Source organism: Mesorhizobium sp. P2_A8 (genome assembly GCF_056404935.1).
In genome coordinates this window covers 305,050-330,855 of record NZ_JBFUDB010000002.1, presented here as the reverse complement: position 1 = coordinate 330,855, position 25,806 = coordinate 305,050, and the positions used below count along the sequence as shown (strand labels likewise).

29 protein-coding genes and 1 pseudogene are annotated in these 25,806 nt (G+C 64.4%); 13 read left to right on the top strand and 17 right to left on the bottom strand.

The window, feature by feature from the left end; all coding sequences use genetic code 11:
- Nucleotides 1-56: 56 nt before the first annotated feature.
- Together AC1D10_RS08235 and mntR are read right to left on the bottom strand one after the other, a co-directional pair.
- Nucleotides 57-242 carry a hypothetical protein gene (locus tag AC1D10_RS08235; RefSeq protein WP_477270448.1) on the bottom strand — a complete coding sequence of 62 codons (186 nt, stop codon included), beginning with the start codon at nucleotides 240-242 and terminating at the stop codon, nucleotides 57-59.
- A gap of 101 nt (nucleotides 243-343) precedes the next feature.
- Nucleotides 344-799: a manganese-binding transcriptional regulator MntR gene (mntR, locus tag AC1D10_RS08230; protein ID WP_379100619.1), complete on the bottom strand. Its 456-nt coding sequence runs from the start codon at nucleotides 797-799 to the stop codon at nucleotides 344-346.
- Nucleotides 800-1,034: 235 nt separating this feature from the next.
- Between mntR and AC1D10_RS08225 the strand changes: the two genes are divergently transcribed.
- The 3 genes from AC1D10_RS08225 (at nucleotide 1,035) to AC1D10_RS08215 (ending at nucleotide 4,088) form a co-directional block, all read left to right on the top strand.
- The gene (locus AC1D10_RS08225; protein ID WP_477270445.1) at nucleotides 1,035-2,399 is read left to right on the top strand and encodes an Nramp family divalent metal transporter; all 1,365 of its coding nucleotides are present in this window, start codon (nucleotides 1,035-1,037) and stop codon (nucleotides 2,397-2,399) included.
- Nucleotides 2,400-2,471: 72 nt separating this feature from the next.
- Nucleotides 2,472-3,314, top strand: a complete 843-nt coding sequence (locus tag AC1D10_RS08220; RefSeq protein ID WP_477270951.1) for a protein-L-isoaspartate O-methyltransferase family protein — start codon at nucleotides 2,472-2,474, stop codon at nucleotides 3,312-3,314.
- 120 nt (nucleotides 3,315-3,434) lie between these two features.
- The gene (locus tag AC1D10_RS08215) at nucleotides 3,435-4,088 is read left to right on the top strand and encodes a dihydrofolate reductase family protein (RefSeq protein WP_477270443.1); all 654 of its coding nucleotides are present in this window, start codon (nucleotides 3,435-3,437) and stop codon (nucleotides 4,086-4,088) included.
- 19 nt (nucleotides 4,089-4,107) lie between these two features.
- On the opposite strand, the gene AC1D10_RS08210 is transcribed toward AC1D10_RS08215, so the two are convergent.
- Nucleotides 4,108-4,977 carry a LysR family transcriptional regulator gene (locus AC1D10_RS08210; protein WP_477270441.1) on the bottom strand — a complete coding sequence of 290 codons (870 nt, stop codon included), beginning with the start codon at nucleotides 4,975-4,977 and terminating at the stop codon, nucleotides 4,108-4,110.
- A 77-nt stretch (nucleotides 4,978-5,054) separates the two neighbouring features.
- On the opposite strand from AC1D10_RS08210, the gene AC1D10_RS08205 reads away from it, so the two are divergent.
- Nucleotides 5,055-5,654 (top strand): LysE family translocator, encoded by a 600-nt coding sequence (locus AC1D10_RS08205; RefSeq protein WP_477270439.1) that lies wholly within the window; start codon nucleotides 5,055-5,057, stop codon nucleotides 5,652-5,654.
- A 20-nt stretch (nucleotides 5,655-5,674) separates the two neighbouring features.
- Here the strand turns inward: AC1D10_RS08205 and AC1D10_RS08200 are convergent, their stop codons facing one another.
- Nucleotides 5,675-6,469 carry an SDR family NAD(P)-dependent oxidoreductase gene (locus tag AC1D10_RS08200; protein WP_477270437.1) on the bottom strand — a complete coding sequence of 265 codons (795 nt, stop codon included), beginning with the start codon at nucleotides 6,467-6,469 and terminating at the stop codon, nucleotides 5,675-5,677.
- 218 nt (nucleotides 6,470-6,687) lie between these two features.
- Here AC1D10_RS08200 and AC1D10_RS08195 point away from each other — a divergent pair, with 218 nt between their 5' ends.
- Nucleotides 6,688-7,143: a MarR family winged helix-turn-helix transcriptional regulator gene (locus tag AC1D10_RS08195; protein WP_477270435.1), complete on the top strand. Its 456-nt coding sequence runs from the start codon at nucleotides 6,688-6,690 to the stop codon at nucleotides 7,141-7,143.
- 81 nt (nucleotides 7,144-7,224) lie between these two features.
- Here AC1D10_RS08195 and AC1D10_RS08190 read toward each other — a convergent pair whose 3' ends face one another.
- Complete coding sequence (locus tag AC1D10_RS08190) at nucleotides 7,225-8,403, bottom strand: MFS transporter (RefSeq protein WP_477270433.1); 1,179 nt, start codon at nucleotides 8,401-8,403, stop codon at nucleotides 7,225-7,227.
- A 208-nt stretch (nucleotides 8,404-8,611) separates the two neighbouring features.
- On the opposite strand from AC1D10_RS08190, the gene AC1D10_RS08185 reads away from it, so the two are divergent.
- The 4 genes from AC1D10_RS08185 to carB all read left to right on the top strand — a co-directional run bounded on the left by AC1D10_RS08185 (nucleotide 8,612) and on the right by carB (nucleotide 14,578).
- A complete protein-coding gene (locus tag AC1D10_RS08185; RefSeq protein ID WP_379100639.1) occupies nucleotides 8,612-8,968 on the top strand; it encodes an ArsR/SmtB family transcription factor in 357 nt (118 codons plus the stop codon).
- 56 nt (nucleotides 8,969-9,024) lie between these two features.
- Nucleotides 9,025-9,786, top strand: coding sequence for a metallophosphoesterase family protein (locus AC1D10_RS08180; RefSeq protein WP_477270430.1), 762 nt, complete (start codon nucleotides 9,025-9,027; stop codon nucleotides 9,784-9,786).
- 139 nt (nucleotides 9,787-9,925) lie between these two features.
- The gene (locus tag AC1D10_RS08175) at nucleotides 9,926-10,858 is read left to right on the top strand and encodes an SH3 domain-containing protein (RefSeq protein WP_477270428.1); all 933 of its coding nucleotides are present in this window, start codon (nucleotides 9,926-9,928) and stop codon (nucleotides 10,856-10,858) included.
- Between the two features lie 216 nt (nucleotides 10,859-11,074).
- Entirely contained in the window at nucleotides 11,075-14,578 is a 3,504-nt protein-coding gene (carB, locus tag AC1D10_RS08170) for a carbamoyl-phosphate synthase large subunit (protein ID WP_477270426.1), read from the top strand.
- A 108-nt stretch (nucleotides 14,579-14,686) separates the two neighbouring features.
- On the opposite strand, the pseudogene AC1D10_RS08165 reads toward carB, so the two are convergent.
- The 4 genes and pseudogenes from AC1D10_RS08165 to AC1D10_RS08150 form a co-directional block, all read right to left on the bottom strand.
- Nucleotides 14,687-15,081, bottom strand: a pseudogene (locus AC1D10_RS08165) (RidA family protein).
- A gap of 84 nt (nucleotides 15,082-15,165) precedes the next feature.
- Nucleotides 15,166-15,558: a RidA family protein gene (locus AC1D10_RS08160; RefSeq protein WP_477270425.1), complete on the bottom strand. Its 393-nt coding sequence runs from the start codon at nucleotides 15,556-15,558 to the stop codon at nucleotides 15,166-15,168.
- A gap of 178 nt (nucleotides 15,559-15,736) precedes the next feature.
- Nucleotides 15,737-16,204 (bottom strand): DUF6644 family protein, encoded by a 468-nt coding sequence (locus AC1D10_RS08155; protein WP_477270423.1) that lies wholly within the window; start codon nucleotides 16,202-16,204, stop codon nucleotides 15,737-15,739.
- The gene (locus AC1D10_RS08150; protein WP_477270421.1) at nucleotides 16,205-16,594 is read right to left on the bottom strand and encodes a DUF6152 family protein; all 390 of its coding nucleotides are present in this window, start codon (nucleotides 16,592-16,594) and stop codon (nucleotides 16,205-16,207) included.
- A 219-nt stretch (nucleotides 16,595-16,813) separates the two neighbouring features.
- On the opposite strand from AC1D10_RS08150, the gene AC1D10_RS08145 reads away from it, so the two are divergent.
- Nucleotides 16,814-17,134: a DUF1476 domain-containing protein gene (locus tag AC1D10_RS08145; RefSeq protein WP_477270419.1), complete on the top strand. Its 321-nt coding sequence runs from the start codon at nucleotides 16,814-16,816 to the stop codon at nucleotides 17,132-17,134.
- A gap of 6 nt (nucleotides 17,135-17,140) precedes the next feature.
- Here the strand turns inward: AC1D10_RS08145 and AC1D10_RS08140 are convergent, their stop codons facing one another.
- Both AC1D10_RS08140 and AC1D10_RS08135 read right to left on the bottom strand, forming a co-directional pair.
- A complete protein-coding gene (locus AC1D10_RS08140; protein WP_477270417.1) occupies nucleotides 17,141-17,605 on the bottom strand; it encodes a cupin domain-containing protein in 465 nt (154 codons plus the stop codon).
- A 140-nt stretch (nucleotides 17,606-17,745) separates the two neighbouring features.
- Nucleotides 17,746-18,489 carry a DUF899 family protein gene (locus tag AC1D10_RS08135; protein ID WP_477270415.1) on the bottom strand — a complete coding sequence of 248 codons (744 nt, stop codon included), beginning with the start codon at nucleotides 18,487-18,489 and terminating at the stop codon, nucleotides 17,746-17,748.
- Between the two features lie 180 nt (nucleotides 18,490-18,669).
- Between AC1D10_RS08135 and AC1D10_RS08130 the strand changes: the two genes are divergently transcribed.
- Complete coding sequence (locus AC1D10_RS08130) at nucleotides 18,670-19,014, top strand: hypothetical protein (RefSeq protein ID WP_477270413.1); 345 nt, start codon at nucleotides 18,670-18,672, stop codon at nucleotides 19,012-19,014.
- Nucleotides 19,015-19,170: 156 nt separating this feature from the next.
- Here the strand turns inward: AC1D10_RS08130 and AC1D10_RS08125 are convergent, their stop codons facing one another.
- From AC1D10_RS08125 to AC1D10_RS08105, 5 genes are all read right to left on the bottom strand, one after another.
- Nucleotides 19,171-19,995, bottom strand: coding sequence for a carbohydrate ABC transporter permease (locus tag AC1D10_RS08125; RefSeq protein WP_477270411.1), 825 nt, complete (start codon nucleotides 19,993-19,995; stop codon nucleotides 19,171-19,173).
- 1 nt (nucleotide 19,996) lies between these two features.
- A complete protein-coding gene (locus tag AC1D10_RS08120) occupies nucleotides 19,997-20,971 on the bottom strand; it encodes a carbohydrate ABC transporter permease (RefSeq protein WP_477270409.1) in 975 nt (324 codons plus the stop codon).
- Between the two features lie 65 nt (nucleotides 20,972-21,036).
- Nucleotides 21,037-22,305 carry an ABC transporter substrate-binding protein gene (locus tag AC1D10_RS08115; protein ID WP_477270407.1) on the bottom strand — a complete coding sequence of 423 codons (1,269 nt, stop codon included), beginning with the start codon at nucleotides 22,303-22,305 and terminating at the stop codon, nucleotides 21,037-21,039.
- Between the two features lie 164 nt (nucleotides 22,306-22,469).
- Nucleotides 22,470-22,958 (bottom strand): GNAT family N-acetyltransferase, encoded by a 489-nt coding sequence (locus AC1D10_RS08110; protein WP_477270405.1) that lies wholly within the window; start codon nucleotides 22,956-22,958, stop codon nucleotides 22,470-22,472.
- A 5-nt stretch (nucleotides 22,959-22,963) separates the two neighbouring features.
- Nucleotides 22,964-23,893: a transglycosylase SLT domain-containing protein gene (locus AC1D10_RS08105; RefSeq protein ID WP_477270403.1), complete on the bottom strand. Its 930-nt coding sequence runs from the start codon at nucleotides 23,891-23,893 to the stop codon at nucleotides 22,964-22,966.
- 181 nt (nucleotides 23,894-24,074) lie between these two features.
- Between AC1D10_RS08105 and AC1D10_RS08100 the strand changes: the two genes are divergently transcribed.
- The gene (locus AC1D10_RS08100) at nucleotides 24,075-24,644 is read left to right on the top strand and encodes a methylated-DNA--[protein]-cysteine S-methyltransferase (protein WP_477270401.1); all 570 of its coding nucleotides are present in this window, start codon (nucleotides 24,075-24,077) and stop codon (nucleotides 24,642-24,644) included.
- A 49-nt stretch (nucleotides 24,645-24,693) separates the two neighbouring features.
- Here AC1D10_RS08100 and AC1D10_RS08095 read toward each other — a convergent pair whose 3' ends face one another.
- On the bottom strand, nucleotides 24,694-25,023 hold the full coding sequence (locus AC1D10_RS08095) for a hypothetical protein (RefSeq protein ID WP_379100676.1): 330 nt from the start codon (nucleotides 25,021-25,023) through the stop codon (nucleotides 24,694-24,696).
- Nucleotides 25,024-25,310: 287 nt separating this feature from the next.
- Here AC1D10_RS08095 and AC1D10_RS08090 point away from each other — a divergent pair, with 287 nt between their 5' ends.
- On the top strand, nucleotides 25,311-25,523 hold the full coding sequence (locus AC1D10_RS08090; protein WP_010910991.1) for a cold-shock protein: 213 nt from the start codon (nucleotides 25,311-25,313) through the stop codon (nucleotides 25,521-25,523).
- Nucleotides 25,524-25,806: the final 283 nt, after the last annotated feature.

Here is a 25,806-nt window from a genome sequence, read left to right as displayed (position 1 = left end):
TTCGCCTACAACCGCTCACATCGGTCTGACAACGTCAGCATAACAGGTGCCGTTATTTATTTCTGCTTGGTGCCGGCGCTCTTGCCATCGGAACTTTTCGAGCGCTCCTCGAACCGCGCGGCGCCCTTCTTCAGCGGGTGACCGGTCTCGGCCTCGGTTTTGCGCTCGTCCTTCGCCGCCGCCTGTTTCAATCCCTTGGCCGCCTGCTTGCCCTTTGCGGTCGGTGCCTGTTCAACGCCCATCGCTTCCTCCTTTGGCGCGCGACAATCGCGCGGTGTCAGGAGCAACGTGCATAAGATCAGGCGGTTCCGGCGGGTCCTCGCTGGTCGGGAGCTGACGTGGCTCAGCGTGCCGCCGTCATCGCCTTGCGGAACGCTTCCAGCGTCTCGGCGCTGACATGGTGCTCGATGCCCTCCGCATCGATGCGCGCGGTCTCGGCACTGACGCCAAGCGAACGCAAAAAGGCTTCCACCGTCTGGTGGCGGATGCGGCTCTCCACCGCGACCTTGCGGCCTGCATCGGTCAGGAACACGCCGCGATAGGGCTTTCTCGACACCAGCCCATCGGCGCACAGCCTGGTCAGCATCTTGGCCACCGTCGGCTGGGCGACGCCGAGCCGTGCGGCGATATCGACCTGGCGGGCCTCATTGCCGTCCTCGATCAGGTCGGCGATCAGCTCGACATAGTCCTCGACCAGCGCGCTGCGGCGCGCTTCGCGCGTCTGCCGGAACCCTTCCGAATGGACGTCGGCGTCAGGCAGCGGCTTCTCGCGCGGGACCGGTCTGTTCTTCAGCGCCAATGCGCGCTCCTCCTGAGACTTTTGCCGTCCATGCATTCATAGCACGGGCTCTGATTCTTCAGGCCGTTTATTTGCATTTCCCCGCAGGTGCAACCGGCGTCTGCGGTTGCTCCTGTTGTGCCATCACCAGGAGCTCGAATAAAAAGCACCGACAATGAAATATAGCATATTGCATAATGTTGAGCCATAGCATACGTTAAGACAACATCAGCACGTCTCGCGGAAAGCCCCCCTTATGTCTGAAGTCGAAGCCACAGCCTCCCGATCCACGTGGCGGTTCGCCAGGCCCGAGGACGACGATCAGCCCAGCCTGCGCGAGGTCAATTCCTCCATCAGCGTGCCGAGTTCGGGCGTCTGGTTCCGCCGGCTGTTCGCCTTCATGGGCCCCGGCTACATGGTCTCCGTCGGCTATATGGACCCGGGCAACTGGGCGACCGACCTCGCTGGTGGCGCGCAGTTCGGCTACACGCTGCTGTTCATCATCATGCTGTCCAACCTGATGGCGATCCTTCTGCAGGCGCTCGCCGCCCGCCTCGGCATCGCCACCGGCCGCGACCTCGCCCAGGCCTGTCGCGCCTACTATCCCCGCCCCGTCAATTTCATGCTGTGGATCGCCTGCGAGCTGGCCATCATTGCTTGCGACCTGGCCGAAGTCATCGGCACGGCGATCGCGCTGCAGCTTCTGTTCGGCATTCCGCTGATCGGCGGCGCCATGCTCACTGCACTCGACGCCTTCCTGGTGCTTCTCTTGATGAACAAGGGTTTTCGCTACCTCGAGGCCTTCGTCATAGCGCTTTTGATCATCATTTTCAGCTGCTTTGCCATCCAGATCTTCGTCGCCGCCCCGCCGGCCGGCTCGATCCTGCATGCCATGTTCGTGCCGTCATCCGAGATCATCACCAACCCGGCGATGCTCTACATCGCCATCGGTATCATCGGCGCCACCGTCATGCCGCACAATCTCTATCTGCACTCCTCGATCGTGCAGACCCGCGCCTATGAACGCACCGACAAGGGCAAGCGCGACGCCATCAAATGGGCAACGACGGACTCGACCATCGCCCTGATGCTGGCCTTGTTCGTCAACGCCTCGATCCTGATTGTGTCGGCGGTCGCCTTTCACGACACCGGCCATCAGGACGTCGCCGAGATCGGCCAGGCCTTCGAGCTGCTGTCGCCGCTGCTGGGTCTCAGCATTGCCTCGATCCTGTTTGCGGTGGCGCTGCTCGCCTCGGGCCTCAACTCGACCGTGACGGCGACGCTTGCCGGCCAGATCGTCATGGAAGGTTTTCTGCGCCTGCGCATCCCCAACTGGGCACGCCGGCTTCTGACACGCGGCCTCGCCATCATCCCGGTGGTGATCGTCACCGCGCTCTATGGCGAAAAAGGCACCGGTCAGTTGCTGGTGTTCAGTCAGGTCATCCTGTCGATGCAGTTGCCCTTCGCGGTCGTCCCGCTGGTGCAGTTCGTCTCCGACAAGAAGAAGATGGGCAACCTCGCCATTCCGCGCGGCGTCGCCGTACTGGCCTGGGTGGTCGCCGCGGTCATCCTGGTGCTTAACTTCAAGCTGCTCTACGATACCATGTTCGGGATCGGCTGAGTCCCGAAAATCGACTGCCCCGGCCAGAGATAGTCCCGCGACAAATCGGCAATCCGCACTATCTTGTCCCGCGTGACCGGGATCGAAGACATCAGGAAGTTCTACGCGCGGCTGATGGCCGCCAATTCCGGCTCGCCTGATCCGCGCCTGGAGGCGGCGTTCGCCGAGGTGCCGCGCGAAGCGTTCCTCGGCCCCGGGCCGTGGACGGTCATCGCCGGCAACGGCAGGATAACAACGCCGAGTGCCGATCCGGCCCACGTCTACCAGAACGTGCTGGTGGCGCTCGACGACGCCAAGGGCATCAACAATGGCGAACCGTTCCTGCACGCCATGTGGATCGGGAAGCTTGCGCCGAAACCTGGCGAGGCCGTTTGCCACATCGGCGGCGGCACCGGCTACTACACCGCGGTGCTGGCCAGGCTGGTTTCGCCCGGCGGTACCGTCACCGCTTTCGAACTGGACAAGCACCTGGCCGTGCTCGCGCGACAAAATCTCGAAGCCTATGGCAATGCAACCGTCGTCCACGGCGATGCCGTGACGACGCCCCTGCCGCCGTCCGACATCATTTATGTCAATGCCGGCGTCGCCGCGCCGCCGGCGGGATGGCTGAAGGCGCTGCGGCCAGGCGGCCGCATGATCTTCCCGTGGCGCCCGGCCGAGCGCGTCCCGCTGGCGGTGATCGTGACCCGGACCGAAAGAGGCTTTGCCTGCGATCCCTTCATGCGCTCGTGGTTCATTCCATGTGTCGGCGCCTCGGTTGCAGACCATGCGGCGAAGATCCCGACGCGCGAGCAGGCCGCGCGCAGCCGGTCGATCTGGCTGACATCCGACAAGGCACCGGACCGCACCGCCACCGCCATCTTCGGCGAGGTCTGGTTCTCATCGCGCAGCCTCGATGCCAGGCCTCGCGGTTGACGCATCGAGCGTGGGCTTGCCAAAATTTTGCAAGCGATGTCGGACGGACTGCGGGTCACCCGTCCTTGGGCTGAAGTCCGGCCGCGACGGCGTGGATTGAAAGAAACGGGAGCATGGACAATGAGAAAGATCATCGCCGCGACATTCGTCAGCCTCGACGGGGTCATGCAGGCGCCCGGCGGTCCGGAAGAGGATCCGGTCGGCGGCTTCAAGTTCGGCGGCTGGACATTCCACTACTGGGACGATGCCATGGGCGCCTTCATGGGTGAGACCTTCGGCAAGCCCTTCGACCTGCTGCTCGGCCGCAAGACCTACGACATCTTCGCCGCGCACTGGCCGTATCGGGACAACGACCCGATCGCCGAAAGCTTCAACGCCGTCACCAAATATGTGGCGACGCACCGGCACGACACGCTGACCTGGAACAACAGCCAGTCGCTGGGCGACGATGTCGTGACGACACTGCGCCAACTCAAGCAGCAAGACGGCCCCGACCTGCTCATCCAGGGGTCGAGCGACCTGATCCAGACCTTGCTGGCCAATGATCTGATCGACGAGGTCAGCCTGCTGATCTTCCCGCTGGTTCTGGGCAAGGGCAAGCGGCTGTTCGGCAACGGCACGCTGCCTTCCGCCCTCAAGCTGACCCGCTCGCAGGCTTCGAGCACCGGTGTCATCATGGCGACCTACGAGCGCGGCGGCGAGATCAAGGTTGGGTCGTTTGCGCCGGAGAAGCCATCCGAGGCAGAGATCGAACGGCGCAAGAACTGGAAATAGCAGAACCCCAGTTCTATCCTCAAGCCGCCTGCGGCCGCCGCGCCAGCCCATCGCGGATATGGCGCGCGAACTCCTGCGCCGCAGGCCCGACGCCGTGCATGGGCAGGTGCAGGTTGATGGCAAAATTCGGCAGCGGCGGCAGTCCGGAATCCAGGGGCACTATGTCGAGATCGGGCGGCACTGTCGACGCTAGCCAGGTGGTGACGGCAAGATCCGAGCGCACCGTCGCTGTCGTCGCGTCGATGTTGCCGTTCTCGAACACGGTGCGCCATTCCAGCCCATGCTCGCTCAGCGCCGACAGCACTGCTGGCCGGAAGGCGCAGGTGTCGGCGACGATCGAGACCGGCAGCGGCCGCTTGGCGAGGGCGACGCCGCCTTTCGCGCCGACCCAGACCAGCCGGTCGATAGCAAGGCACTCGCCCGCCGTCGGGCCGACCCGTTCCTCGATCACCGCAAGGTCGATGGTTCCACCTGCAAGGGCAGCTGCCAATTCCGGCGACGAGGCGCAGACCAGCGATATCTCGACCTGCGGATAGGTCTCGGCGTAGGTCTTCAGCACCGGCGCCAGCAAGGTGCCGACAAGGTCGTAGGGCACGCCGAGCCGCACCTGGCCGGCCACCGGGGTGCCCGCCATTTCGGTCCAGATCTCGTCATTGAGGCCAAGCAGCCGCTTGCCCTTGCCGAACAGCCGCTCGCCGGCGCGCGTCAGCCGCAGGCCGCGCCGGTCGCGCTCGAACAGGCTCGAGCCGAGCGCCTCCTCCAGCCGCTTGACCTGCTGGCTGACCGCACCTTGCGTCAGATGCAGGGCATTGGCTGCCGCCGTCATGCTGGCCTTGTCGGCGACGGTGACGAACGTGCGGATCAGCGCCATGTCGAGATTTCGGATCATGGTTGCATTATACTTGCTAATGCAAACTATGGCAAACATTGCATTTACTGAAGTCGGCGCGTGGCTAGGATAGCCGCATGCTCGAGCCCATCATCCCCCTCATCCTGTTTGCAATCGTCGCCACCACCACGCCCGGCATCGCCACGACCCTGTCGACGGCGTCCGGCGCGCTGTTCGGCTTTCGCCGCTCCGTGCCTTTGCTGGTCGGCAGCGCCGCTGGCCTCGCCACCGTGACCGGCGCTGCCGCCGCCGGGCTCGCCGGCCTGCTGCTTGCGGTGCCCTCGCTGCAACTGGCGATGAAGGTCATCGGCTCGCTCTATCTCGTCTGGCTGGCGATGAAGATCGGCCGCAGCGGACCGCCCAACCTGGATGTGACCATGGCCAGACCGAACAGCTTCCTCGGCGGCGCCGGCATTCAATGGATGAACCCAAAGGGCTGGGCCATGGGGCTGGGCGCCGCGGCCTCTTTCGCGGCCTTGGCCACCGGCCCGATGCAACTCGCACTGCTGCTCGGCGCCACCTTTGGCCTGGCGGCGGCTGCCTCGCTGTCGCTGTGGTGCGTGGCCGGTATGCTGCTTGCCCGGCTGCTCAAGACCGAGTGGCAATGGCGCGCGCTCAACATCGTGCTGGCGCTGGTGCTCGCCGCCTCGATCATTCCGATGTGGCGGTCGGCCTAGAGCCAACCGCCACGCTCTCATCAAGCCGCGTAGCGGGTCGCCGGCTTGTCGGCATGCAGGCTGCCGAAGAAGGCTTGCCGCGCACCGAGGAAAGTGTCCAGCTTGGCGGCGTCGGCAAGCCCCGGCACGGTGACGGCTTCGCCCTTGGCCAGGCCGACAAGTGCGGCATCGACCAGATCGTCGGCCGTCATGACGATCTCCTGCGGAAGGGTGTCGATATCGCTGCCGGCGAGCTCCCAGAAATCGGTCCGGGTCGCGCCCGGCAGCACGACCTGCACCTTCACCCCGGTATCAGCGACTTCGCGCTGCAGGGCTTCGGTGAAGTTGACGACATAGGCCTTGGTGCCGCTGTAGATGCCGCCGAACGAAGTGTCGAAGGCAAGCACCGAGGCGATGTTGACGATGGCGCCACGGTTGCGCGCCACCAGCCCCGGCAGCACGGCACGGGTCAGCCGCGTCAAGGCAATGACATTGACCTTGATCATGCGCTCGGCCGCATCGGCATCGGCGGTCGCCACCACCTGCTGGCCGCCTATGCCGGCATTGTTGACCAGCAGCGTCACGCTGTCGTCGGCGGCGATCGCCTGCTCGACGCGGCGGATGTCATTGTCGTCGGCGAGATCGGCGCTGATCACGCTGACCTTGCGGCCATAGGCATAGCGCAGCTTCTCCGCCAGTTCCTCCAGGCGGTCGGCGCGCCGCGCCACCAACACCAGATCATAACCCTGCCCTGCCAGCCGGTCGGCATAGACCGCGCCGATGCCTGCCGAAGCACCGGTGACGACCGCCGTACCCTTGTTGCTCTGTCCACTCATTGTCCTGTTCCTTCTTCGACCGATTTGCTGCGCTTCAATCTGGCCGCCGGCAACCGTGGGCAACCGCCCTCGCCTTGCGGCAAAGCCATCCGATTTCATTTAGTGGTATATACCACCATTAATGAAATAGGTATATGCCACTATCTTGTCAATGATCGGAACGGGGATTATTTGAGGGGCAGCGGTCGGGCGTGATGCAGCCGTCGCCGAGAGAAAAAATGTCAAAAGACACCTTGCCCGGCCTGACTCTCTGCAACAACGCCATGCTGCGTCGCGCGGCGCGCAAGCTTGGCCAGTTCTATGATGATGTGATGGCGCCCTCGGGCCTGAAAGCCACGCAGCAAGGCCTGCTCTATCAGATCCATATCGGCAACGAGCCGGCGATGGGCGCCATTGCGGCGTCGCTGATCATGGATCTGTCGGCGCTCGGCCATACGCTGAAGCCGCTGATCCGCGACGGCTATGTCGAGACCTTTTCCGATCCCGACGACCGCCGCATCAAGCGCGTGCGGCTGACGCCGCGGGGTCTGGTCAAGCTCGATGAGGCGATGAAACTGTGGCACGTCGCCCAGCAGCGCTTCGAGGACGTGGTCGGCAAGGAACAGGCGGCAAAGCTGCGCGCGGTGCTGGATGACATCGCCGCGCTGGATTTTGATTTGCCGCCGGCCACCTAGGGCAATTCCAGGAAAAGTGTGAAACGGTTTCCGTCCGGAATTGCGTCAAAGAAATAGCCGGCCGACGATTCTAGACAGACTCTACTCGGCAGGCATGGCGATCGGCCGCGCCGCCCAGCGGCCGGCCAGCACGATGCCAAGCCCGATCAGCGGGAAGGCTGCGGCGACCAGGCCGAGATCGGCCGGCGCGCCGTAGCGCAGCACGGCACCACCGACCACGGCGCCCAACGCCACGCCGAGATAGAGCGCCGAACCGTTGAGCGACAGCACGATCGGAGCGGCATCGGGCGCCAGCTTGATGATGCGGCTGGCCTGCGCCGGCGGGAACGCCCAGCCGACTATGCCCCACGGCACCATCATCGCCATCAGCGCCGGCCCGGCAATATGTGGCGGCAGGAAGGTCGGGATGACCGACAGCATGACCAGCATGGCGGCGCTCAGCGCCAGCGACCAGCCGACGGTGCGGGTCGCGCCGAAACGGTCGGCGGCCTGGCCGCCGGCAATGTTGCCGATCACAGCGCCGACACCGAAGGCGAGCAGCATGCCGGGCAGCGCGATCTGGCTGAGCCCGCCGCCCTCGATGGCCAGCGGCGCGACATAGGCAAAGACGGTGAAGGCGCCGGTCAGCGCCAGCAATGTCGTCAGAAGGATCGGCATCACTCCGGGACGCATGGCTGCCGCCAGCCTGCGCTTCAGCGGCAGCCTGGTGCCGACGATGCCGCGCGGCAGCCGGTACCACAAGATGGCGCCGGCAAGCGCGCCGAGGCCGGCAATAGCGTAGAAGGTGCCGCGCCAGCCGGCGAAGGCCGCCACCAGCGCGCCGAGCGGCGCACCGACGGCGACGGCCACCGTGGTGCCGCCGACGACGACGGCGATGGCGCGGGCCCGGTGGTGGTCATCGACCAGCGCCACGGCGGTTCCCTGCGCGGTCGCCGCGAACAGCCCCGACGACAGCGCCATGACGATGCGCGCGATCAGCAGAAGCTCGAAGGAGGAGCTGAGGGCGGCGGCGATGTTGCCGATGACGAAGAACACCAGCGTCCACAGGATGACGCGGCGCCGGTCCCATTCGCCGGTCAGCGTCGCCAGGATCGGCGTGCCGATTGCATAGGCGAGCGCGAAGGCGGTGATCAGCGTGCCGGCGAGTGGAATGGAGATGCCGGCATCCGCCGCGATGTCGGGCAGAAGACTGGAGATGACGAAGCCTTCGGTCGAGATCGTGAACGATCCGAGCGCAAGCCAGAAGAGGCGCTTGTCCATGGGGCGGTGTCCTTAGTTCAAAAGTTATTGAACAATTGGACATAACAGGGCATGATGTCAATGAAGCCAGGGAAAAATAGCTGAACCCTCCTGACAGCCCTGTGTCAGCACGGTCGGTCGGCACGGATCATGAAACGGAGACCAGTGTGCGGGGCCACGGCGGGATGGATGCGTTGAAATCGGCCCGAACTGTGCTTAGGTTCCAGCCATGACCTTGCCCCACCCCAATACCGACCAGATCAGCCTGCCGATCGTGCTCGGCGTACTCGGCGACCCGACCCGGCTCGCCATCGTGCGCTATCTCGCAAGCAAGGAAGGCGTGCCGCTGAACTGCAGCCAATTCCTCGATCTCGGCTCGAAGACCAATCTAAGCTACCACCTCGCCAAACTGCGCGAGGCCGGCGTCACCCGCGCCGAAGTGGTCGGCACCAACCGGATGATCACTCTCCGCCGCGCCGACCTCGACGCCCGCTTCCCCGGCCTGCTCGACAGCGTTATCGCCGCGGCCGGCGCTGAGCCGGCGCTGCCGGCGGTCGGTGGCCACGACCTCGAAATCCCCGCCTGAGGCTGTTTCCCCGCCCTCGCTTGAGAAACGTCGCCTCACCAACGGAGCCACCCAAAATGCGCATTGCCGTCCTCGCCGATATCCACGGCAATGTGCTGGCGCTGGACGCCGTGCTTGACGATCTTCGGCAGCGCTGCGGCGCCGACCTGACCGTCAATCTCGGCGACAGCGTTTCCGGTCCGCTGTGGCCGCACGAGACGATGGAACGGCTGCAAGCCCTTAACCTGCCGACAGTCCGCGGCAATCACGACCGCCGTGTCGCCCGTGATCCTGCCGACGAGACCATGTGGGCTTCCGACGTCTACGCGCAGGAACGGCTGACGCAGCCGCAGCTCGAGGTGCTGTTCGCCCAGCCGCTGACGCTCGAGATCGCACCCGGCGTGATCGCCTTCCACGCCCGCCCCGATCATGACGAGAAGTATCTGCTCGATGCGATCGTCGATGGCCAATTGGTGCGCGCGCCGCTGGCGGCGATCCGGCGGCGGCTGAAGGCGCTCGACCCGGCCTGCCGCATCGCGCTGTGCGGCCACAGCCATCGGGCAGAGCTGATCCGCATCCCCGATGGTCCCGTCATCTTCAATCCCGGCAGCATCGGCTGCCCCGCCTATGACGATTCGACGCCGTCGGCGCATGTCTCCGAGCAGGGCTCGCCGCATGCGCGCTATGGCATCGTCACCCTGGGCAGTGCGGAACAGCCCGACCGTTTCGAGGCTATCGCCGTCGACTACGACCATGAGGCGGCGGCCAGACAGGCCGAACAGGCGGGCCGACCGGAATGGGCCCACGCGCTCAGGACGGGGTTCATGCCGGCCGGCTGAACTGGCTCACAGACGAAACGGCGGTCGAATTTTCGGGCTTACATGGCAGCGCGTCGTCCCCTATAAAACCGGCCGGGCATGCGGCGGGCTCGACCCGCAGCGTGCACGGTGTCTTTGAGTATCAGGGCACGGCCAAACGATGAGGCGCACAGTCACGCTCCGAACAACCCTGCATGCGCTGATTGCCGTTCCGCTGTTGATGGCGGAATGGCCAGCCGTTGCCGAAGAGGCGCCGGATCTCGTCATTTCCATCGTCACCGGCCTGGCGCCGGACGATCTTCTCAATGTCCGCACGACCGCATCGCCGACCGGCAAGGTCGAAGCGCGCCTGGCCGGCGGCGCCAGCGTCACCAATCTCGGCTGCAATGACATCAACGGCCACAAATGGTGCATGGTCGAGAGCACTGGCAAGGAGAAGTTGAGCGGATGGGCGCCGGCGCGCTACCTCACCCCCCTCAATCCGGCCCCCTATGTCGAAGGCCAGGCAAGACCGGCCGACGGACCGGGGGTCGCCTCCAGTGGCAACGGCAACGAGGCCGAGCAGGCATCGGCGCCGAGCGCACCGCCGTCCGACCTGGCGGCGCGTCTGGGTGGCGCCGGTCCGGTGGCTGGAGCAGAACGCACGCAGAAATCAGCCGCCGAAATCGGCCGGACGGCCATGCAGGATGCCTACGGCCTGGCCTTCGCTGCGCAGGAAAACCCGACGACCGGCGAGATCGAAGAGCCGGTCGCGGCCTGGGCATCCACTGCCCCGCCACCTGACTCCCAGACCGTCGCGCGGCTGGAACCGCCGTCCGGCCATGCCGCCAATGAAATTCCGTGCGCCCGTTATGTCGGCGAACCGATGACGCGTTGCGAGGTCAGCGTCGTGCACAAGGGCAGCGACAATGCAGACGTCACGGTCACCTGGCCCGACGGCGGCACCCGCGTCATCTCCTTCGTCGCCGGCCAGCCCGCCGGCTCCGACGCGCGCAGCGACTTCCGCTTCACCCGCGAAGGCAGCCTGAACATGATCCGTGTCGGCGTCTCCGAACGCTTCGAGATCACCGATCGGCTGGCGCTGGGGGATTAGGTTTCAGGCAGCAGGCAGTAGGGAATAGGCATTGGGCGCTGAAACCTCCCCCAACTGCCCATTGCCTACTGCCTACTCCCCTCATTTTCGGGGTTACATCGGGCAAACTCTTCCCTATAAGGCCCTCCTAGCCTGATACCAGAATCGCGAGCACAACCGGCCGGGTCTTCCCGTCCCGGTTTTTTGTGCAAGCCGCCCGCCGAACGGAACTTCGCCATGCCAAGACGCACCGACATCAAGTCGATCCTGATCATCGGGGCCGGCCCCATTGTCATCGGCCAGGCCTGCGAGTTCGATTATTCCGGCACCCAGGCCTGCAAGGCGCTGAAGGAAGAGGGCTTCCGCGTCATCCTGGTCAATTCCAATCCGGCCACCATCATGACCGACCCGGAACTGGCCGACGCCACCTACATCGAGCCGATCACGCCTGAAGTCGTCGCCAAGATCATCGCCAAGGAGCGACCCGACGCGCTGCTGCCGACCATGGGCGGCCAGACCGCGCTCAACACCGCTTTGTCGCTGCGCCGCATGGGCGTGCTCGACCGCTACAATGTCGAGATGATCGGCGCCGATGCGCATGCGATCGACAAGGCCGAGGACCGCGCGCTGTTTCGCGAGGCGATGAAGAAGATCGGGCTCGAAACGCCGAAGTCGATGCTGGCCAACGCCACCGACGTCAAGAACACCGACCGCAAGACGCATGAGGCCGAGCGCGCCGCCGTCAAGGCCGAGGCCCCGGCCGATCTCGACGCCGCGCTCGACGCGCTGGAAACCCGCTGGAACCTCGGCGAAGGCGATCGCAAGCAGCGCTACATCAGCCATGCGATGGCGATCGCCGCCCAGGCGCTCGACCATGTCGGCCTGCCAGCCATCATCCGCCCGTCCTTCACCATGGGCGGCACCGGCGGCGGCATCGCCTACAACCGCGCCGAATTCTACGAGATCGTCCAGTCCGGCCTCGACGCCTCGCCGACCACCGAAGTGCTGATCGAGGAAAGCGTGCTCGGCTGGAAGGAGTATGAGATGGAGGTTGTCCGCGACAAGGCGGACAATTGCATCATCGTCTGCTCGATCGAGAACATCGACCCGATGGGCGTGCACACCGGCGACTCGATCACCGTCGCCCCTGCCCTGACGCTGACCGACAAAGAATACCAGATGATGCGCAACGCCTCGATCGCGGTGCTGCGCGAGATCGGCGTCGAGACCGGCGGCTCCAACGTGCAGTTCGCCGTCAACCCGGCCGATGGCCGCCTCGTCGTCATCGAGATGAACCCGCGCGTCTCGCGCTCCTCCGCCCTGGCCTCCAAGGCGACCGGTTTCCCCATAGCCAAGATCGCAGCCAAACTCGCCGTCGGCTACACGCTGGACGAGCTGGAGAACGACATCACCGGCGGCGCCACGCCGGCGTCCTTCGAGCCGTCGATCGATTACGTCGTCACCAAGATCCCGCGTTTTGCCTTCGAGAAATTCCCCGGCGCCGAGCCGGTGCTGACCACCGCCATGAAGTCGGTCGGCGAAGTCATGGCCATCGGCCGCACTTTCCAGGAATCCTTGCAGAAGGCTTTGCGTGGACTTGAAACCGGCCTCACCGGATTGGACGAGATCGAGATCCCCGGCCTTGGCCATGGGACTGCGCCCGCCAACCATGCCGACGACCGCAACGCCATCCGCGCAGCATTGGGCACGCCGACTCCCGACCGGCTCCGCATGGTCGCGCAGGCGATCCGCATGGGCACCTCGCTGGAAGACGTGCACGCCATGTGCAAGATCGACCCGTGGTTCCTCGAGCAGATCGCCGGCATCGTCGCCATGGAAGCCCGCATCCGCGAGCACGGCATCCCTGAGGACGCGGTCAATCTGCGCACGCTGAAGGCGATGGGCTTTTCTGACGCCCGCCTCGCTTCGCTGACCAAGAGCGACACCGAGGTGATCCAGAAGGTCCGCGAAAAGCTCGACGTTCACCCGGTCTACAAACGCATCGACACCTGTGCGGCCGAGTTCGCCTCGCCCACCGCCTACATGTACTCGACCTATGAAGTGCCGTTCGCCGGTGCGCTGGCCAACGAGGCGCAGGTCTCGTCGCGCAAAAAAGTCGTCATCCTCGGCGGCGGCCCGAACCGCATCGGCCAGGGCATCGAGTTCGACTATTGCTGCTGCCACGCCGCCTTCGCGCTGCGCGACGCCGGCTACGAAGCGATCATGATCAACTGCAACCCGGAGACCGTGTCGACCGACTACGACACCTCGGATCGGCTCTATTTCGAGCCGCTGACGGCGGAAGACGTGCTGGAGATCCTGCGCGCCGAGCAGGCCTCGGGCGAACTGGTCGGCGTCATCGTCCAGTTCGGCGGCCAGACGCCGCTGAAGCTGGCCGATGCACTGGAGAAGGCCGGCATCCCGATCCTCGGCACTTCGCCCGACATGATCGATCTGGCCGAAGACCGCGACCGCTTCCAGAAGCTGTTGCACAAGCTCGGCCTGACCCAGCCGAAGAACGGCATCGCCTACTCAGTCGAGCAGGCGCGCCTCGTCGCTGGCGAGCTCGGCTTCCCGCTGGTGGTGCGCCCGTCCTATGTGCTGGGCGGCCGCGCCATGCAGATCATCCACGACGAGGGCATGCTGCAATCCTACCTGCTCGACACCGTGCCGGGCCTGGTGCCGGAGGACATCAAGCAGAAATACCCCAACGACAAAACCGGCCAGATCAACACGCTGCTGGGCAAGAACCCGCTGCTGTTCGACACCTATCTCTCGGGCGCCATCGAGGTCGATGTCGATTGCCTGTGTGACGGCAAGGCGACCTTCGTCTCCGGCATATTGGAGCACATCGAGGAGGCCGGCATCCATTCGGGCGACAGTGCCTGCTCGCTGCCGGTGCATTCGCTGCCTTCGGAGTTGGTCGACGAGCTGGAACGCCAGACAGCGGCACTCGCCCGCGCGCTCAATGTCGGCGGCCTGATGAACGTGCAGTACGCGATCAAGGACGGGACGGTCTATGTGCTTGAGGTCAATCCGCGTGCGTCGCGTACCGTGCCGTTCGTCGCCAAGACCATCGGGCGGCCGATAGCGAAGATCGCCGCCCGCATCATGGCCGGCGAGACGCTGGAAGACGCCTTCGCCCATTACGGCGCCATGCCCGACCCCAGGAACCCCGGCCACATCGCGGTCAAGGAAGCGGTGTTCCCCTTTGCCCGTTTCCCCGGCGTCGACATCTTGCTCGGCCCGGAAATGCGCTCGACCGGCGAGGTCATGGGCCTCGACCGCGACTTCGCGCTCGCCTTCGCCAAGAGCCAGTTGGGCGCCGGCGTCGACCTGCCGCGCTCCGGCACGCTGTTCGTCTCGGTGCGCGACGAAGACAAGAAAGGCATATTGCCGGCCGTCAAGCGCCTGGCCGGCCTCGGCTTCAAGGTGATGGCAACCTCGGGTACAGCCCGCTTCCTCGCCGAAAACGACGTCGTCGCCGAGAAGATCAACAAGGTGCTGGAAGGCCGCCCCCACATCGAGGACGCCATCCGCAACCGCCAGGTCCAGATCGTCTTCAACACCACGGACGGCCAGAAGGCGGTTTCGGACTCGAAATCACTGCGCCGCGCCACCCTGATGCAGAAGGTGCCGTATTACACGACGCTGTCGGGTGCGGCTGCGGTGGCGGAGGCGATTGCGGCGCTGAAGGCGGGGAGCCTCGAGGTCAGGCCTCTGCAAGAGTATTTTGCTTAACTTTGTGCCCGCTACTTTTGGGAGAATATCAAGCGACTAAGTTCTGGGCTTGTAACGGCGGGAGGGCACAGCCGGCCCCTGTCTAACCCGTAAATGTGTGGCGCTGGCTCACGCCACCGCCACACACTCGATCTCGATATCGAACTCCATCGGCCATGACGCCACCGGCACGAAGCTGCGCGCCGGCGGGTTGACGCTGAAGTACTTGGCGTAAACCCGGTTGATCGCGCGTTGTAGAAGCCGGAATTGACTGCGTAGATGCGCACCATCACCACGTTGTCCAGCGAGGTACCGGCCGCCTCCAGGCAATGTTTCAGCGCCTTCAGCGAGGCATCGGTCTGCGTTTCGATGTCGCCGCGCACCATCTCGCCGGTCACCATGTCCACCGGCGGCGTCGCCGAGATGAACACGAAGCCGTTGGCCTTCACCGCTGTCGAACAGGGCAGGCCAAGCGCCCGCACCTTGGCCGACATGACCGGCACTTCGATGACTTCCTTCTTCATTGGCAATCCTCCCTTTGTTTACAGGGAGCTTATCGCGCCGCCGGCCGAACGCCAGAGCCGAGCCATGGTCCAGGCCGGCTCAGCTCACGCCACCGCGACACACTCGATCTCGATATCGAACTCCATCGGCCATGACGCCACCGGCACGAAGGTCCGCGACGGCGGATTCTCGGGAAAATGCCTGGCATAGACGCGGTTGATGGCGTTGTAGAAGCCGGAATTGACGGCATAGATGCGCACCATCACCACATTGTCGAGCGAGGTGCCGGCCGCCTCCAGGCAATGTTTCAGCGCCGTCAGCGACGCCTCGGTCTGCGTTTCGATGTCGCCCTTGACCAGTCTGCCGGTCAAGATATCGAGCGGCGGCGTGCCGGACACGAAGACCAGCCCGGCGGCCTTGGTCACCAGCGACAGCGGCACGCCCAAGGCACGCACAGCCGCCGACAGCACCGGCACTTCGACGATTTCCTTCTTCATGGCAACCTCCCTCTCCTGCATTTTGCAGGGAGCTTATCCGCCTGCCTTGGGAAGGCCAGTGCCGATGCTCGGTTTAACCAGACCATGATCCCGAAAAGTGGGAGCCGGATTTCGGATGAGATCATGGTCAAACAAGGACATAGAGCCCCATCCCGATTCCATCGGGATGGAACGGGCTCTAGAGAAAACCGATGAACCGTCCGGCGAAAAGCACCGAGGTCCACAGCAGCATCGAGAACACAGCCAGGATGGCGGCGGTCTCGCCTGTCGGCTCGTCACCGCCTGTTGCGCGGCAGACGCGCAGGAAGGCGAGGAAGTTGACGCCGGCAAGAAGGATGAGTGCCATCTTGGCGAGGAAAATCGGCATCGCCGCATATGTACTCGCCTTGACTGAAAAGAGCAGCGAGCCTGTGACAAGCGCACCTGCGAACACACCCAATGCGGTACGGCGCAGCAGCGCAACGAACGCCGCGTGCGGCAGCGAGCGGAAGGCGCCGCAGATCCTGAGGTCCATGAGAACGACGCTGGTCAGCAACGCGCCGATCGACATGATGTGGAGCCCATTGACTATGGGATAGGCGACGAAGGAGGCCTTCAGCCACCGCGCGAAGGTGAGTTGCTCGATGCCGGCGAGGAACTCAGCCATTCAGGCCGGTGGCACACGGTCGGGATAGACATCATACGTCTTCCCCTTGACGATGACACGGACCGCTTTCATGCGCTTTTCGGTCGCGTCGAGCGAACGGTTGCCGATCGCGGTCACCTCGTCGCCGACCTTGGCAACCTCCTCGGTGAAGCCGGCGGCGATCGTGCGGGGCGGCGGCGCCATCTCTACCCGCCAGGCCTCTCCCTCCGCATCGACATCCAGCGTGGCGTGCGGATTGCCGATATAGATGGCCGTGATCTTGCCCCTGAGTTCGAAAAACCCGTCCTGCGTCCACGACCAGCCATGATGGGCATAGGCTGCGGTGCCGGCGGCTAGCATCACGGCCGCTGCCAGCGCGACGCTGCGAATCCCGTTGAAAGGTGACTGCATCACTCGTCTCCTCGGTTCATCCAGCAGGCATCCGAGACTAGGACACGGCGCGGCAACGTCAAATCACATCGGACGAAAGACCGGCACCGCAGGCGCCCGCTCGATCACCGGCATGAACGATCCGGCCTTGCTAATGACATCCATGCGCGCCACTCTCGCCTCCGCTGGCCGCTCTTCTCCCAGGCTGAAGACCGGACTCCCATCTGAACGAGGCAAACCATGAGCAGCATGAGAGACCGTCAGGAAGGCTTCGAAAAGAAGTTTGCGATGGACGAGGAAACGAAGTTCAGGGCGATGGCGCGGCGTAACAAGCTGCTCGGCCTGTGGGCCGCCGAAAAGCTCGGCAGATCCGGTGCGGACGCCGACGCCTATGCGAAAGAAGTGGTGCACGCGGACTTCGAAGAGGCAGGCGACAACGACGTGTTCCGCAAGGTACGCGCCGATTTCGATGCGGCAGGCGTCGACCAGTCAGATTCTCAGATACGCGCCGCTATGGAAGAACTGCTGGTGACCGCGGTCGAGCAGATCAGGACGACCTGAGCACGCTCAGCTTTGATCTGGATAGGGCGTGCCATCCTTGTGCAGGAAACGACCGTCGGCGCTCGGGCTCGTCATGTCGATGTCGGAGCATGTGATGACATCGTCGGGGTTGCGCGAGCCGACCTCCAGATAGAGCGCCGTCGTGGACGACCGGTTGATCAGGTGATGGCCGTTGCCGCTGTTTTTGGCGAAGGTCGCGCAGTCGCCTGCCTTGAGCAGCGTCTCGCCGCCGTCCTCGACCAGCGTCAGTTCGCCTTCCAGCACGGTGACGAACTCGTCCTCACGGCTGTGCCAGTGGCGCTGGCTGGACCAGCCGCCGGGCGGCAAGGTCATCAAATTGACGCCGAAATCGGTGAGCCCGCCAGCATCGCCCAGCCGCCGCCGCGTGCGGCCGGCGCAGGGTTGATCGAAAGGCGCGGGGTAGCCGGAGCCCTTGCGGACGGGCACGGCTGACAGATCGATCTTGGGCATCGGTGCTTCCTCGGGTTGTGCCGACATTGTAGTTCATCGCGGAGCGATGAAGCGCCTGCCGTGGTGCTCTACGGCGCTGTAGAGCGCTGATCTTCGGGTAAGGCGTGCTCCAACTCGGCGACGCCTGAAGGCAAGCCCTCCTAGTGACAGCACGCCTCGCCATATTGCAGCTGCTCGTGCCAGTTCGGCCGGCCCTCGGGTGTGAAATCCATCAGGTTCCACAGCGTCTCGCAGGTGCCGACGCCACGCGGATCCTGGCCTGGGTCCGTTGGCGCGAAATCCAGTTCGGAACTCCAGAAATGGCGGATGCCGTCGGCGTCGCGATGGAACACCGACAGCAGCGGCGACTGTGCGCCGTCGGCCGTCTCGGCATTGTAGTCGCGCTTGAAGCCGTTGTTGGCCGACGACACCAGCCGCATGTTGCGCCAGCCGCGGTCGCGGCCGAGCGTGACCAGGTTCTCGAGCGCGGTTTTCGCCACCACGGCGAAATTGAAGCCCGCGGCTTCGAGATGGCCGACCGCGCTGTCGAATTGGTCGAGCAGCGCCGTGCAGGATGGACATGGCTGGTCCGGCCGTGCGAGCTTCGCCGTGCCGCCGCTGGTCGCCACGTCGCGCGTCTCCCGCGGGTGGCGGGGAAACATCATGTTGTAGAGGATGAGGGTATCCCTGCCCGGCGCAAACAGCTCCGACAGCTTTGCCTTCGCCGGCTTGCCGTCCGGTCCCAGCGCGTCGAACTCATAGTCCTGCGGCACCAGCCCGCCGGGCGGCAGCGCGCGGCGCGCAACCGCAACCTCTTCCATGGCGCGGCGCAGCCCTATTTCCTTCTGCAGCAGTTTTTCGCGGGCGGTGCGGTATTTGGCGGATTCGTTGGGAAAGGTGATCATGATCGGCTCCTTCGGTCGCGGCGCCGGCGTCCCGGCGCGGTTGCTCTGCGACCCAAGGACGTTTGGCGGCGATCGGCTCCGACATTTCTGCGAACGGCCAAACGACTTTCTCGCAGCGGAACCTCCCTGACTTTCCAGCATTCTCACCACAGGATAAGCCGGCGGATCTGGGGGGACCAAATGCACGACGACGATGGCGACGAGATCAACCTGCGCTGCCCGCAAGTGGTGGCCGACAATGCCGCCAAGGGCCTCAGGCTGCGCACAGAATTCGGCCGTGGCGGCACCGAGATCGGCGTGGCCCGCGCCACCGAACTGAAGAACCGGCACAAGCTCTCACCCTCCACCATCCGCCGCATGGTCAGCTATTTCGCCCGCCACGAGGTCGACAAGCGCGGCAGGAATTACGGCAACGAGCAAAACCCGTCGGCCGGCTATATCGCCTGGCTGCTGTGGGGCGGCGACGAAGGCCGCGCCTGGGCGCTGGACCTCAAGCGGAAGATCGGCAACGCGCCGGACATCTGAGTGATCGGCTCGGCCTCCGCTATGGCTCCCTGCCCTTCCGGCGTTCAAAGCCTTTGAAACGTCCACTGGACGTTTCAATCCGCCCGAAGGGCAGATCGGGGTTTCATCGTTCGTCGCTTCAATCGACAAATCGTTGTCGATTGATCGGCTTCGTCCTCACCCCTTGACCCCGCCGGCGGTGAGGCCGGAGACGATCTTGCGCTGGAAGATCAGGACCAGCACCACCAACGGCACCGTGACGATCACCGATGCGGCCATTATGTTGCCCCATGGTATCTCGAACTGCGAGTTGCCGGAGAGCAGCGCGATTGCCACCGGCACGGTCCGCTGTGCGTTGTTGGAGGTGAATGTCAAGGCAAAGAGGAACTCGTTCCACGCACCGATGAAGGCCAGCAGCCCGGTGGTCACCAGCGCCGGCCACATCAGCGGCAGGAAGACCCGCGTTATGATGATCCACGGCGTCGCGCCGTCGAGGATCGCCGCCTCCTCGACCTCGATCGGCAGGTCGCGGACGAAGGTGGTGAGCACCCAGACGGTGAATGGCAAAGTGAAAATCATGTAGGAAAAGATCAGCGCGAAGAGCGAATTGTAGAGGCCGAACGTCCGGATCAGTTCGAACAGCCCGGCCAGCACCGCCACTTGCGGGAACATCGACACCGACAGGATGGTGAACAGCAGGGCCGAGCGGCCGCGAAAGCGAATGCGTGCGAGCGCATAGGCGGCGGTGACGCCGAGAAACAGCGAGAGGACGACGACCGCGCCCGAGACGAACAGCGAATTCATCAGGTTGCGCACGAAGGTGCCTTCGGTCAGCACGTTCCTGTAGTTGGCGAGACTGACCGTCGTCGGCCAGAGATCGGTCCGGAAGAGGTCGGTTCCTGATTTCAGGCTGGTGACAATGGCGTAGTAGAACGGGAACACCGCGACGAAGACGATCCCCCCGACCAGCAGGTAAAAGGCCGTGCGCTTCAGGATCCACATGTCAGCGGCCTCCGTCCAGGCTTATCCGGCCGATCCGGATGGTGACAATGGTGAGCAAAGCGAGGATCAGGAAGAGCAAGGTCGAGGCGGCGGAGCCATAAGCGAACTTGTCGAACTCGAACAGGTTCTCGCGGGCGAACACCGACATCGATTTGGTGTGCACATTGTTGGGCGTCAGCACATAGATCAGGTCGAAGATGCGCAGGGCATCGAGGGCGCGGAAGATCACCGCCACCATCACCGCCGGGCGGATGAGCGGCAAGGTCACCCTCCAGAAAATCTGCCTCGGGTTGGCGCCGTCGAGCTTCGCCACCTCGATGATCTCGCCCGGCAGCATCTGCAGCGCGGCGAGGATGAGCAGCGCCATGAACGGTGTCGTCTTCCAGATATCGACGATGAGGACGGCCGCCATCGCGGTGTCGGCGCTGGCCGTCCAGGCGATCTTGCCGCTGATCAGGCCGAGGTTGAGCAACACGACATTGATGATGCCGAACTGGTCGTTGAGCATCCACTGCCACATCTTCGCCGAGACGATCGTCGGGATGGCCCAAGGGATGAGGATTGCCGCCCTGACGATGCCGCGGCCAGCGAACTCGGCATTGAGAACCAGGGCAACGATCATGCCGAGGATCGTCTCGCAGGTCACCGAAATCACCGTGAAACGCACCGTGTTCCAGACGGCGCGCCACCAGACAGGGTCGACGAGCAGTCCGTCATAGAGGGTCCGGCCGCTCGGCATGCGCAGCACCGAGAAATAATTGGCGAAGCCGACCCATTGGCGCGTGTCGAGGTCGGCCAGCGAGGCGTCGGTGAAGCTGAAATAGACCGTGCGGGCGAGCGGCCAACCGGCGACGGCAGCGAGCACCAGCAGCATCGGCGCCAGGAACAGCCATGCCGAGCGCACACGCTGGCGCATCAGCCGCGAGGGCGGGCGCCGGACCGCGGCAGTGTCAAGCGCCGGTTCCGCTCTTGCCATCGCAGACCCGCTGGCTCTTGCCTCCTGCTGGCTTGGATGGCTCGGCCGGCTTGGCCGCTGTAGAGTCACCAGGCGCTGCCCTTCAGCTTGGTCAGCGAAACTTCGAGATCGGCCAGATTGTCGGCGGCGCTGCCTTCCCCCGACATGGTCTTGTGGACGGCGTTCCAGAACTGGCTCGACGCCTCGTTGTACTTGATCTTGACCGCGGCCGACGGGCGCGGCACCGCGTTGAGGAAGACCTGCTTCCAGCGCGGAATGATCGGCTGTTCCCGGGCGATGTCGGCATCGTCATAGAGCGCCTGGATGGTCGGCAGGTTGGACGTCTTCAGCGTCCGGTACTTCTGCATCTCGGGCGAGGCGATGAACTTGACCAACTCGATCGCCGCTTCCGGGTTCTTCGAATATTTAGACACCGCAAGGTTCCAGCCGCCCAGTGTCGCGGTCGGCCGGGCGCCTTCGCCCATGCCCGCAGGCAGAGGCGCCACGTCGAACTTGCCCTTGATCGGCGAGCCTTCGCCGTTGCCGAGCGCATAGGCATAGGGCCAGTTGCGCATAAAGACCGCGTTGCCGGTCTGCCAGACTCCGCGCGATTCCTCTTCCTGGTAAGCGAGTACGCCGGGAGGCGAAATGGTTCCAACCCATCCCTTGGCCATGTCGAGCGCGGCCGCCGCTTGCGGATTGTTGATGGAGATGGTGCCGTCCGGTTCGATGATCTGGCCGCCGCCATTCGACACCACCCATTCGAGCGCGTCGCAGGTCAGTCCCTCATAGGCGTTGCCCTGAAAGACGAAGCCCCAGATATCCTGGTTGCCCGCCGCACGCTCCTTGTCCATCACCAGCTTGGCGGTGTCGGCCAGCTCCTTCCAGGTGGCTGGCACCTTGGCGCCGTATTTGTCGAGGAGATCCTTGCGGTAATAGAGCGCCGGCGCATCGGTGAAGATCGGCAAGGCGACGAGCTTGCCGTTGACGGTCTGCGACTGGATGATCGACGGGAAATGCGCGCCGACGATGTCCTTGGTTGCTGCGGTCAGGTCGACGAGTTGGCTGGCGAGCTGCGGCGCCCATATGACATCGGTCTGGTAGACGTCGATGTCGCTGTTTCCGGCGGCAAGCCACAGCCTGTACTGGCCGAACTGGTCCGTCGTCGACGGCGGCATGACGACGATGGTGACCTTGTTGCCGCTCTCCTTCTCGTAGCGGTCGAGGATCTCGCGAAGCACCTTGATGCCGTTGCCGGTGTCCCCCGACACGATCGACAGGTCGGCAGCCCGCGCCTGCGTGCCAGCCAGCATGGCGGCAACCGAAAGCGCCAGGAATGCGTGAAAAAGCTTCATGGCGGTGGATCTCCCTTTGCAACTGGCAACGGGAGACTTCCCACGCGCCGGCAGCTTGTCAGACCCCACCCTGCATTGAATGCGGAGCGGCGCTTTGGGTTCCCAACGCAAGCCATTCCATTCCTGATGATCGGCATGACCGGCGATCAGCCGACCCACGCAGCCTAGCCTTCCCAGGCCACAGGCTTCATCCCCAGCCGCTCGTAGAGCCGGACGGCGGCAGGGTTCTCGACCGTGTTGGTCTTGAGGTCGACATAATCAGCGCCGCGATCGCGAAAGGCGCTGAAGGCGTGCCACATCAGCGCCTCGGCAATGCCCTTGCCCCGCGCCTCGGGGTGGACCGCGAGGTCCTTGACGAAGGCCGAGGTCCAGCACAGCGCCGCTGCGGCAAGCCGGCCCTTGACGTCGATGACGAGGAAACAGAGCGCCGGATCGAATTCAGGATCGCCTGATATACGCGGCCACCAGTCCTCGAACGGGCCATCGGCGCCGTCGTCGAACACTTCGGTCAAAAGCGCATGCAGCGCCGACGCGTCACCGGGCTCGAAGCAGCGCATGACAAACCCCTCCGGCCAGTGCGGAAGAACCAAGGTCTCGTCGAGGATCTTGCGCAGCCGGATGTCGTTCAGAGCCGGCGGGCGCGGTTCAGGCATCGCGCTCAGGCGTCGGGCTGCAGGCGGCGCTGGCGGTCGTGGCCGAGGCCGGTCGCTTCGAGCAGGCCCTTGCGCTTGGCGTCGAAATAATAGCCGGTCTGATAGAGCCAGTCGGCGCGCTTGGCGTTGCCGCCGGCCACAAGCCATGCGCCGCGCAGATATTTGACCGCGTATTTCAAATTGGTCTCGGCGTCGAACAGGCCCCTGGCCGGTCCGTCATAGCCCATGCCGCGCGCCGTCGCGTGCTTGATCTGCATCAGGCCCCAGTGGCCGTTGTTGTAGGCTTTCGGGTTGAAGGTGCTCTCGCGGTTGACGACATGACGTACCAGGTCGACCGGCACCTGGTAGAGTGCGGCATATTTCTCGATCAGCCGCTCGACATCGCCGCGAACGCCCGGCGCGTGCTCTTCTTGCACGGGCGCCATGGGGAACTGGACAAGGGCAGCCGGATTCTGCGGCACGACATAGGCGACCTGCTGCACATCGGGCACGACTTTCCGGTCGCCCTTGGCGGTCGCCGGCATGATGAGCCTGGCGGTCGTATAGGTCTCGGCCGCCTTGATCGGCTCACTCGCATTCGCCGGCGGGGGCGCCTGCCAGGCATTGGCGGTCATGACGGCGGGCACTGCCGGCGCTGCCGGGGTCGATCCGGCAAAGGCCGCGGTCGCTGCAGCCGGCTGGACGGCGGGATCGAGTGCCGGCGTGGTCGGGCCGGGCGTCAATTCAGCCGTCTGAGCAGGTGCGATCCCCGACGATTCTGGTAGCACCGAAACCGTCTCAGGCAGCGGTATGGTGAAGCCGGCATCAGCGCCGGCGGCGGTCGCGGTTTCGGTCAGGGCAGGCGCGGACTTCATCTGCGAGGTCGACGTGCAACCACTGACGCTGGCGGCGGCCAGGATCACGCCGATCGCGATAAGAGTGTGTTTTGCTGGCAAGCCGCGCTCGGGTCCGATTTGTCCGGTTGTTAAGAAATCCCTTACACCAGCGATTCATGACCGGCAATCGGGGCCATCAGGTGGTTTTCGGGTGGCGGGACTTGAGGCCTGATGCCATATTGTTCTGGATATGTACCGGGTCGAGTCCCGGTTTTCGCCACTTTGCGGAAAGGAGCGCATCATGGAAACGACACCTTCGATCACAGCCGGCCACACAGTGTTAGAAACAGTGATCGGTTTCATGGGCATCGCCTGGAGTGAAAAGGGCCTGATCCGGCTCTGCCTGCCCGAAAGCAGCCGCGATGCGGTCGAGCGGCGCCTGCTGCGCCATGGCGGCGTTTCCGCCTCCACAGCGCAGCCGCCATGGGTCGTCGAGCTGATCGCCGCGATCAAGGCCTATACGGCCGGCGAGGACGTCGACTTCACCGGCGTGCCGGTCGATCTCGACGGCGTCGACGACTTCCGCCTCGCCATCTACGACGCGGCGCGAAAGCTGGGCTATGGCGAAACCACCACCTATGGCGAGTTGGCCAAACGCGCCGGCCATGGCGGTCTGCCGCGCGAAACCGGTGCTGCCCTTGGCGCCAATCCGGTGCCGCTGGTCATCCCTTGCCATCGCATTCTTGCCGCCGGCGGCAAGATCGGCGGCTTCTCGGCACCCGGCGGCTCGAACACCAAGGAGAAGATGCTGGCCATGGAAGGGGTGCGCGTCGGTCCGCCACCGCCGGCGCAGGTTTCCTTCGGGTTTTGAACGAGGCGCACCGGACGGAAACCCGCTTCACACTTTTCCTGGAATGGCTCTAGTTGTTGTGGAAGAACCGCCGGCGGAAATGCCGATCATTGTCCGGCCGCTTGCAGTTGTAGACCGGACAGGACTTCGTGTCGGCGCTCGGCACGTAGGCGCGTGTCCTCACCTCGCCCATGGTACAGAATTGCTGGCTTTGCACATAGCGGTCGTAAAGCGGCAGGCCCGGCACCCGGGTCGACTGGTAGCGCAGGATGACGGCGCCATGGCGCGCGATCGTCGACTGGACCTTGCCGCAGCTCATATGCGTCGGATCGTAGCGCGAGATCGCCTGCGCCTCGGCGGCCACCAGCGTCAGGCAGGCGGCAAGTAGAATGGTTTTCATGATCCTCTCCCCTCTCCCAAGCGAGCGGATGGAGCGCGCGAGGGCCCGATCCTGTTGCGACGCTCTCACGCGATTGGGGCGGCCATTGGGCGGCCTTTTGATCACGGCTTTCTCACGCAGTCTTGTTTTTCGTGCGAAAGCAGACTATATGCGTCCCATTGATATTTCGGCCGATCGATCCGGGCCTCGCGATATTCGCGTTTGCTGACGTCTATCTCCAAAATCTCGATACACACCGGCTGGACCTCGGTCCGGTCAATCTAAAGCAAATGTGAAGGACTATCTAAATGGCAACTGGAACGGTCAAGTGGTTCAACGCCACCAAGGGCTTCGGCTTCATCCAGCCTGACGCGGGCGGCGCGGACGTTTTCGTCCACATCTCCGCTGTCGAGCGTGCTGGACTGTCGACCCTGGTCGAAGGCCAGAAGATCAACTTCGAGATCGAGCAGGACCGCCGCACTGGCAAGTCGTCCGCTGGATCTCTGAGCAAGGCAGCCTGATTTTGCGAATGGCGCGCGCCGGGCGAGAGCCCGGGGCGCGCGGCAAGTCACGGATGTACTGACAGTCGCGCGAGAAGCGCGCCGGAGCGGAAAGACCCGACAAGCTGGATCAGCAGATAGCTGCCAGCCCGGACCAGACGCTCCCGATCAGGCTACCGAAAATGGGAAGGCGGGATTTATCCCGCCTTTTTGTTTGTCTGGGGTGAGGAGTGGTCCGCGCAGCGGACGAAAAGCCAATTGCTTGGCTTTCGAACGACGAACGCCCGGCAGGGCGATGACGGGC

Coding starts and splice junctions, on each gene's coding strand:
- AC1D10_RS08145 (WP_477270419.1), top strand. CDS start 16,814: ATGAGCAGCATGAGAGACCGTCAGGAAGGCTTCGAAAAGAAGTTTGCG.
- AC1D10_RS08135 (WP_477270415.1), bottom strand. CDS start 18,489: ATGATCACCTTTCCCAACGAATCCGCCAAATACCGCACCGCCCGCGAA.
- AC1D10_RS08185 (WP_379100639.1), top strand. CDS start 8,612: ATGACCTTGCCCCACCCCAATACCGACCAGATCAGCCTGCCGATCGTG.
- AC1D10_RS08190 (WP_477270433.1), bottom strand. CDS start 8,403: ATGGACAAGCGCCTCTTCTGGCTTGCGCTCGGATCGTTCACGATCTCG.
- AC1D10_RS08175 (WP_477270428.1), top strand. CDS start 9,926: ATGAGGCGCACAGTCACGCTCCGAACAACCCTGCATGCGCTGATTGCC.
- AC1D10_RS08115 (WP_477270407.1), bottom strand. CDS start 22,305: ATGAAGCTTTTTCACGCATTCCTGGCGCTTTCGGTTGCCGCCATGCTG.
- AC1D10_RS08235 (WP_477270448.1), bottom strand. CDS start 242: ATGGGCGTTGAACAGGCACCGACCGCAAAGGGCAAGCAGGCGGCCAAG.
- AC1D10_RS08155 (WP_477270423.1), bottom strand. CDS start 16,204: ATGGCTGAGTTCCTCGCCGGCATCGAGCAACTCACCTTCGCGCGGTGG.
- AC1D10_RS08110 (WP_477270405.1), bottom strand. CDS start 22,958: ATGCCTGAACCGCGCCCGCCGGCTCTGAACGACATCCGGCTGCGCAAG.
- AC1D10_RS08225 (WP_477270445.1), top strand. CDS start 1,035: ATGTCTGAAGTCGAAGCCACAGCCTCCCGATCCACGTGGCGGTTCGCC.
- AC1D10_RS08130 (WP_477270413.1), top strand. CDS start 18,670: ATGCACGACGACGATGGCGACGAGATCAACCTGCGCTGCCCGCAAGTG.
- AC1D10_RS08160 (WP_477270425.1), bottom strand. CDS start 15,558: ATGAAGAAGGAAATCGTCGAAGTGCCGGTGCTGTCGGCGGCTGTGCGT.
- AC1D10_RS08200 (WP_477270437.1), bottom strand. CDS start 6,469: ATGAGTGGACAGAGCAACAAGGGTACGGCGGTCGTCACCGGTGCTTCG.
- AC1D10_RS08205 (WP_477270439.1), top strand. CDS start 5,055: ATGCTCGAGCCCATCATCCCCCTCATCCTGTTTGCAATCGTCGCCACC.
- AC1D10_RS08140 (WP_477270417.1), bottom strand. CDS start 17,605: ATGCCCAAGATCGATCTGTCAGCCGTGCCCGTCCGCAAGGGCTCCGGC.
- AC1D10_RS08210 (WP_477270441.1), bottom strand. CDS start 4,977: ATGATCCGAAATCTCGACATGGCGCTGATCCGCACGTTCGTCACCGTC.
- AC1D10_RS08090 (WP_010910991.1), top strand. CDS start 25,311: ATGGCAACTGGAACGGTCAAGTGGTTCAACGCCACCAAGGGCTTCGGC.
- AC1D10_RS08100 (WP_477270401.1), top strand. CDS start 24,075: ATGGAAACGACACCTTCGATCACAGCCGGCCACACAGTGTTAGAAACA.
- AC1D10_RS08120 (WP_477270409.1), bottom strand. CDS start 20,971: ATGGCAAGAGCGGAACCGGCGCTTGACACTGCCGCGGTCCGGCGCCCG.
- AC1D10_RS08125 (WP_477270411.1), bottom strand. CDS start 19,995: ATGTGGATCCTGAAGCGCACGGCCTTTTACCTGCTGGTCGGGGGGATC.
- AC1D10_RS08215 (WP_477270443.1), top strand. CDS start 3,435: ATGAGAAAGATCATCGCCGCGACATTCGTCAGCCTCGACGGGGTCATG.
- carB (WP_477270426.1), top strand. CDS start 11,075: ATGCCAAGACGCACCGACATCAAGTCGATCCTGATCATCGGGGCCGGC.
- AC1D10_RS08095 (WP_379100676.1), bottom strand. CDS start 25,023: ATGAAAACCATTCTACTTGCCGCCTGCCTGACGCTGGTGGCCGCCGAG.
- AC1D10_RS08180 (WP_477270430.1), top strand. CDS start 9,025: ATGCGCATTGCCGTCCTCGCCGATATCCACGGCAATGTGCTGGCGCTG.
- AC1D10_RS08195 (WP_477270435.1), top strand. CDS start 6,688: ATGTCAAAAGACACCTTGCCCGGCCTGACTCTCTGCAACAACGCCATG.
- AC1D10_RS08150 (WP_477270421.1), bottom strand. CDS start 16,594: ATGCAGTCACCTTTCAACGGGATTCGCAGCGTCGCGCTGGCAGCGGCC.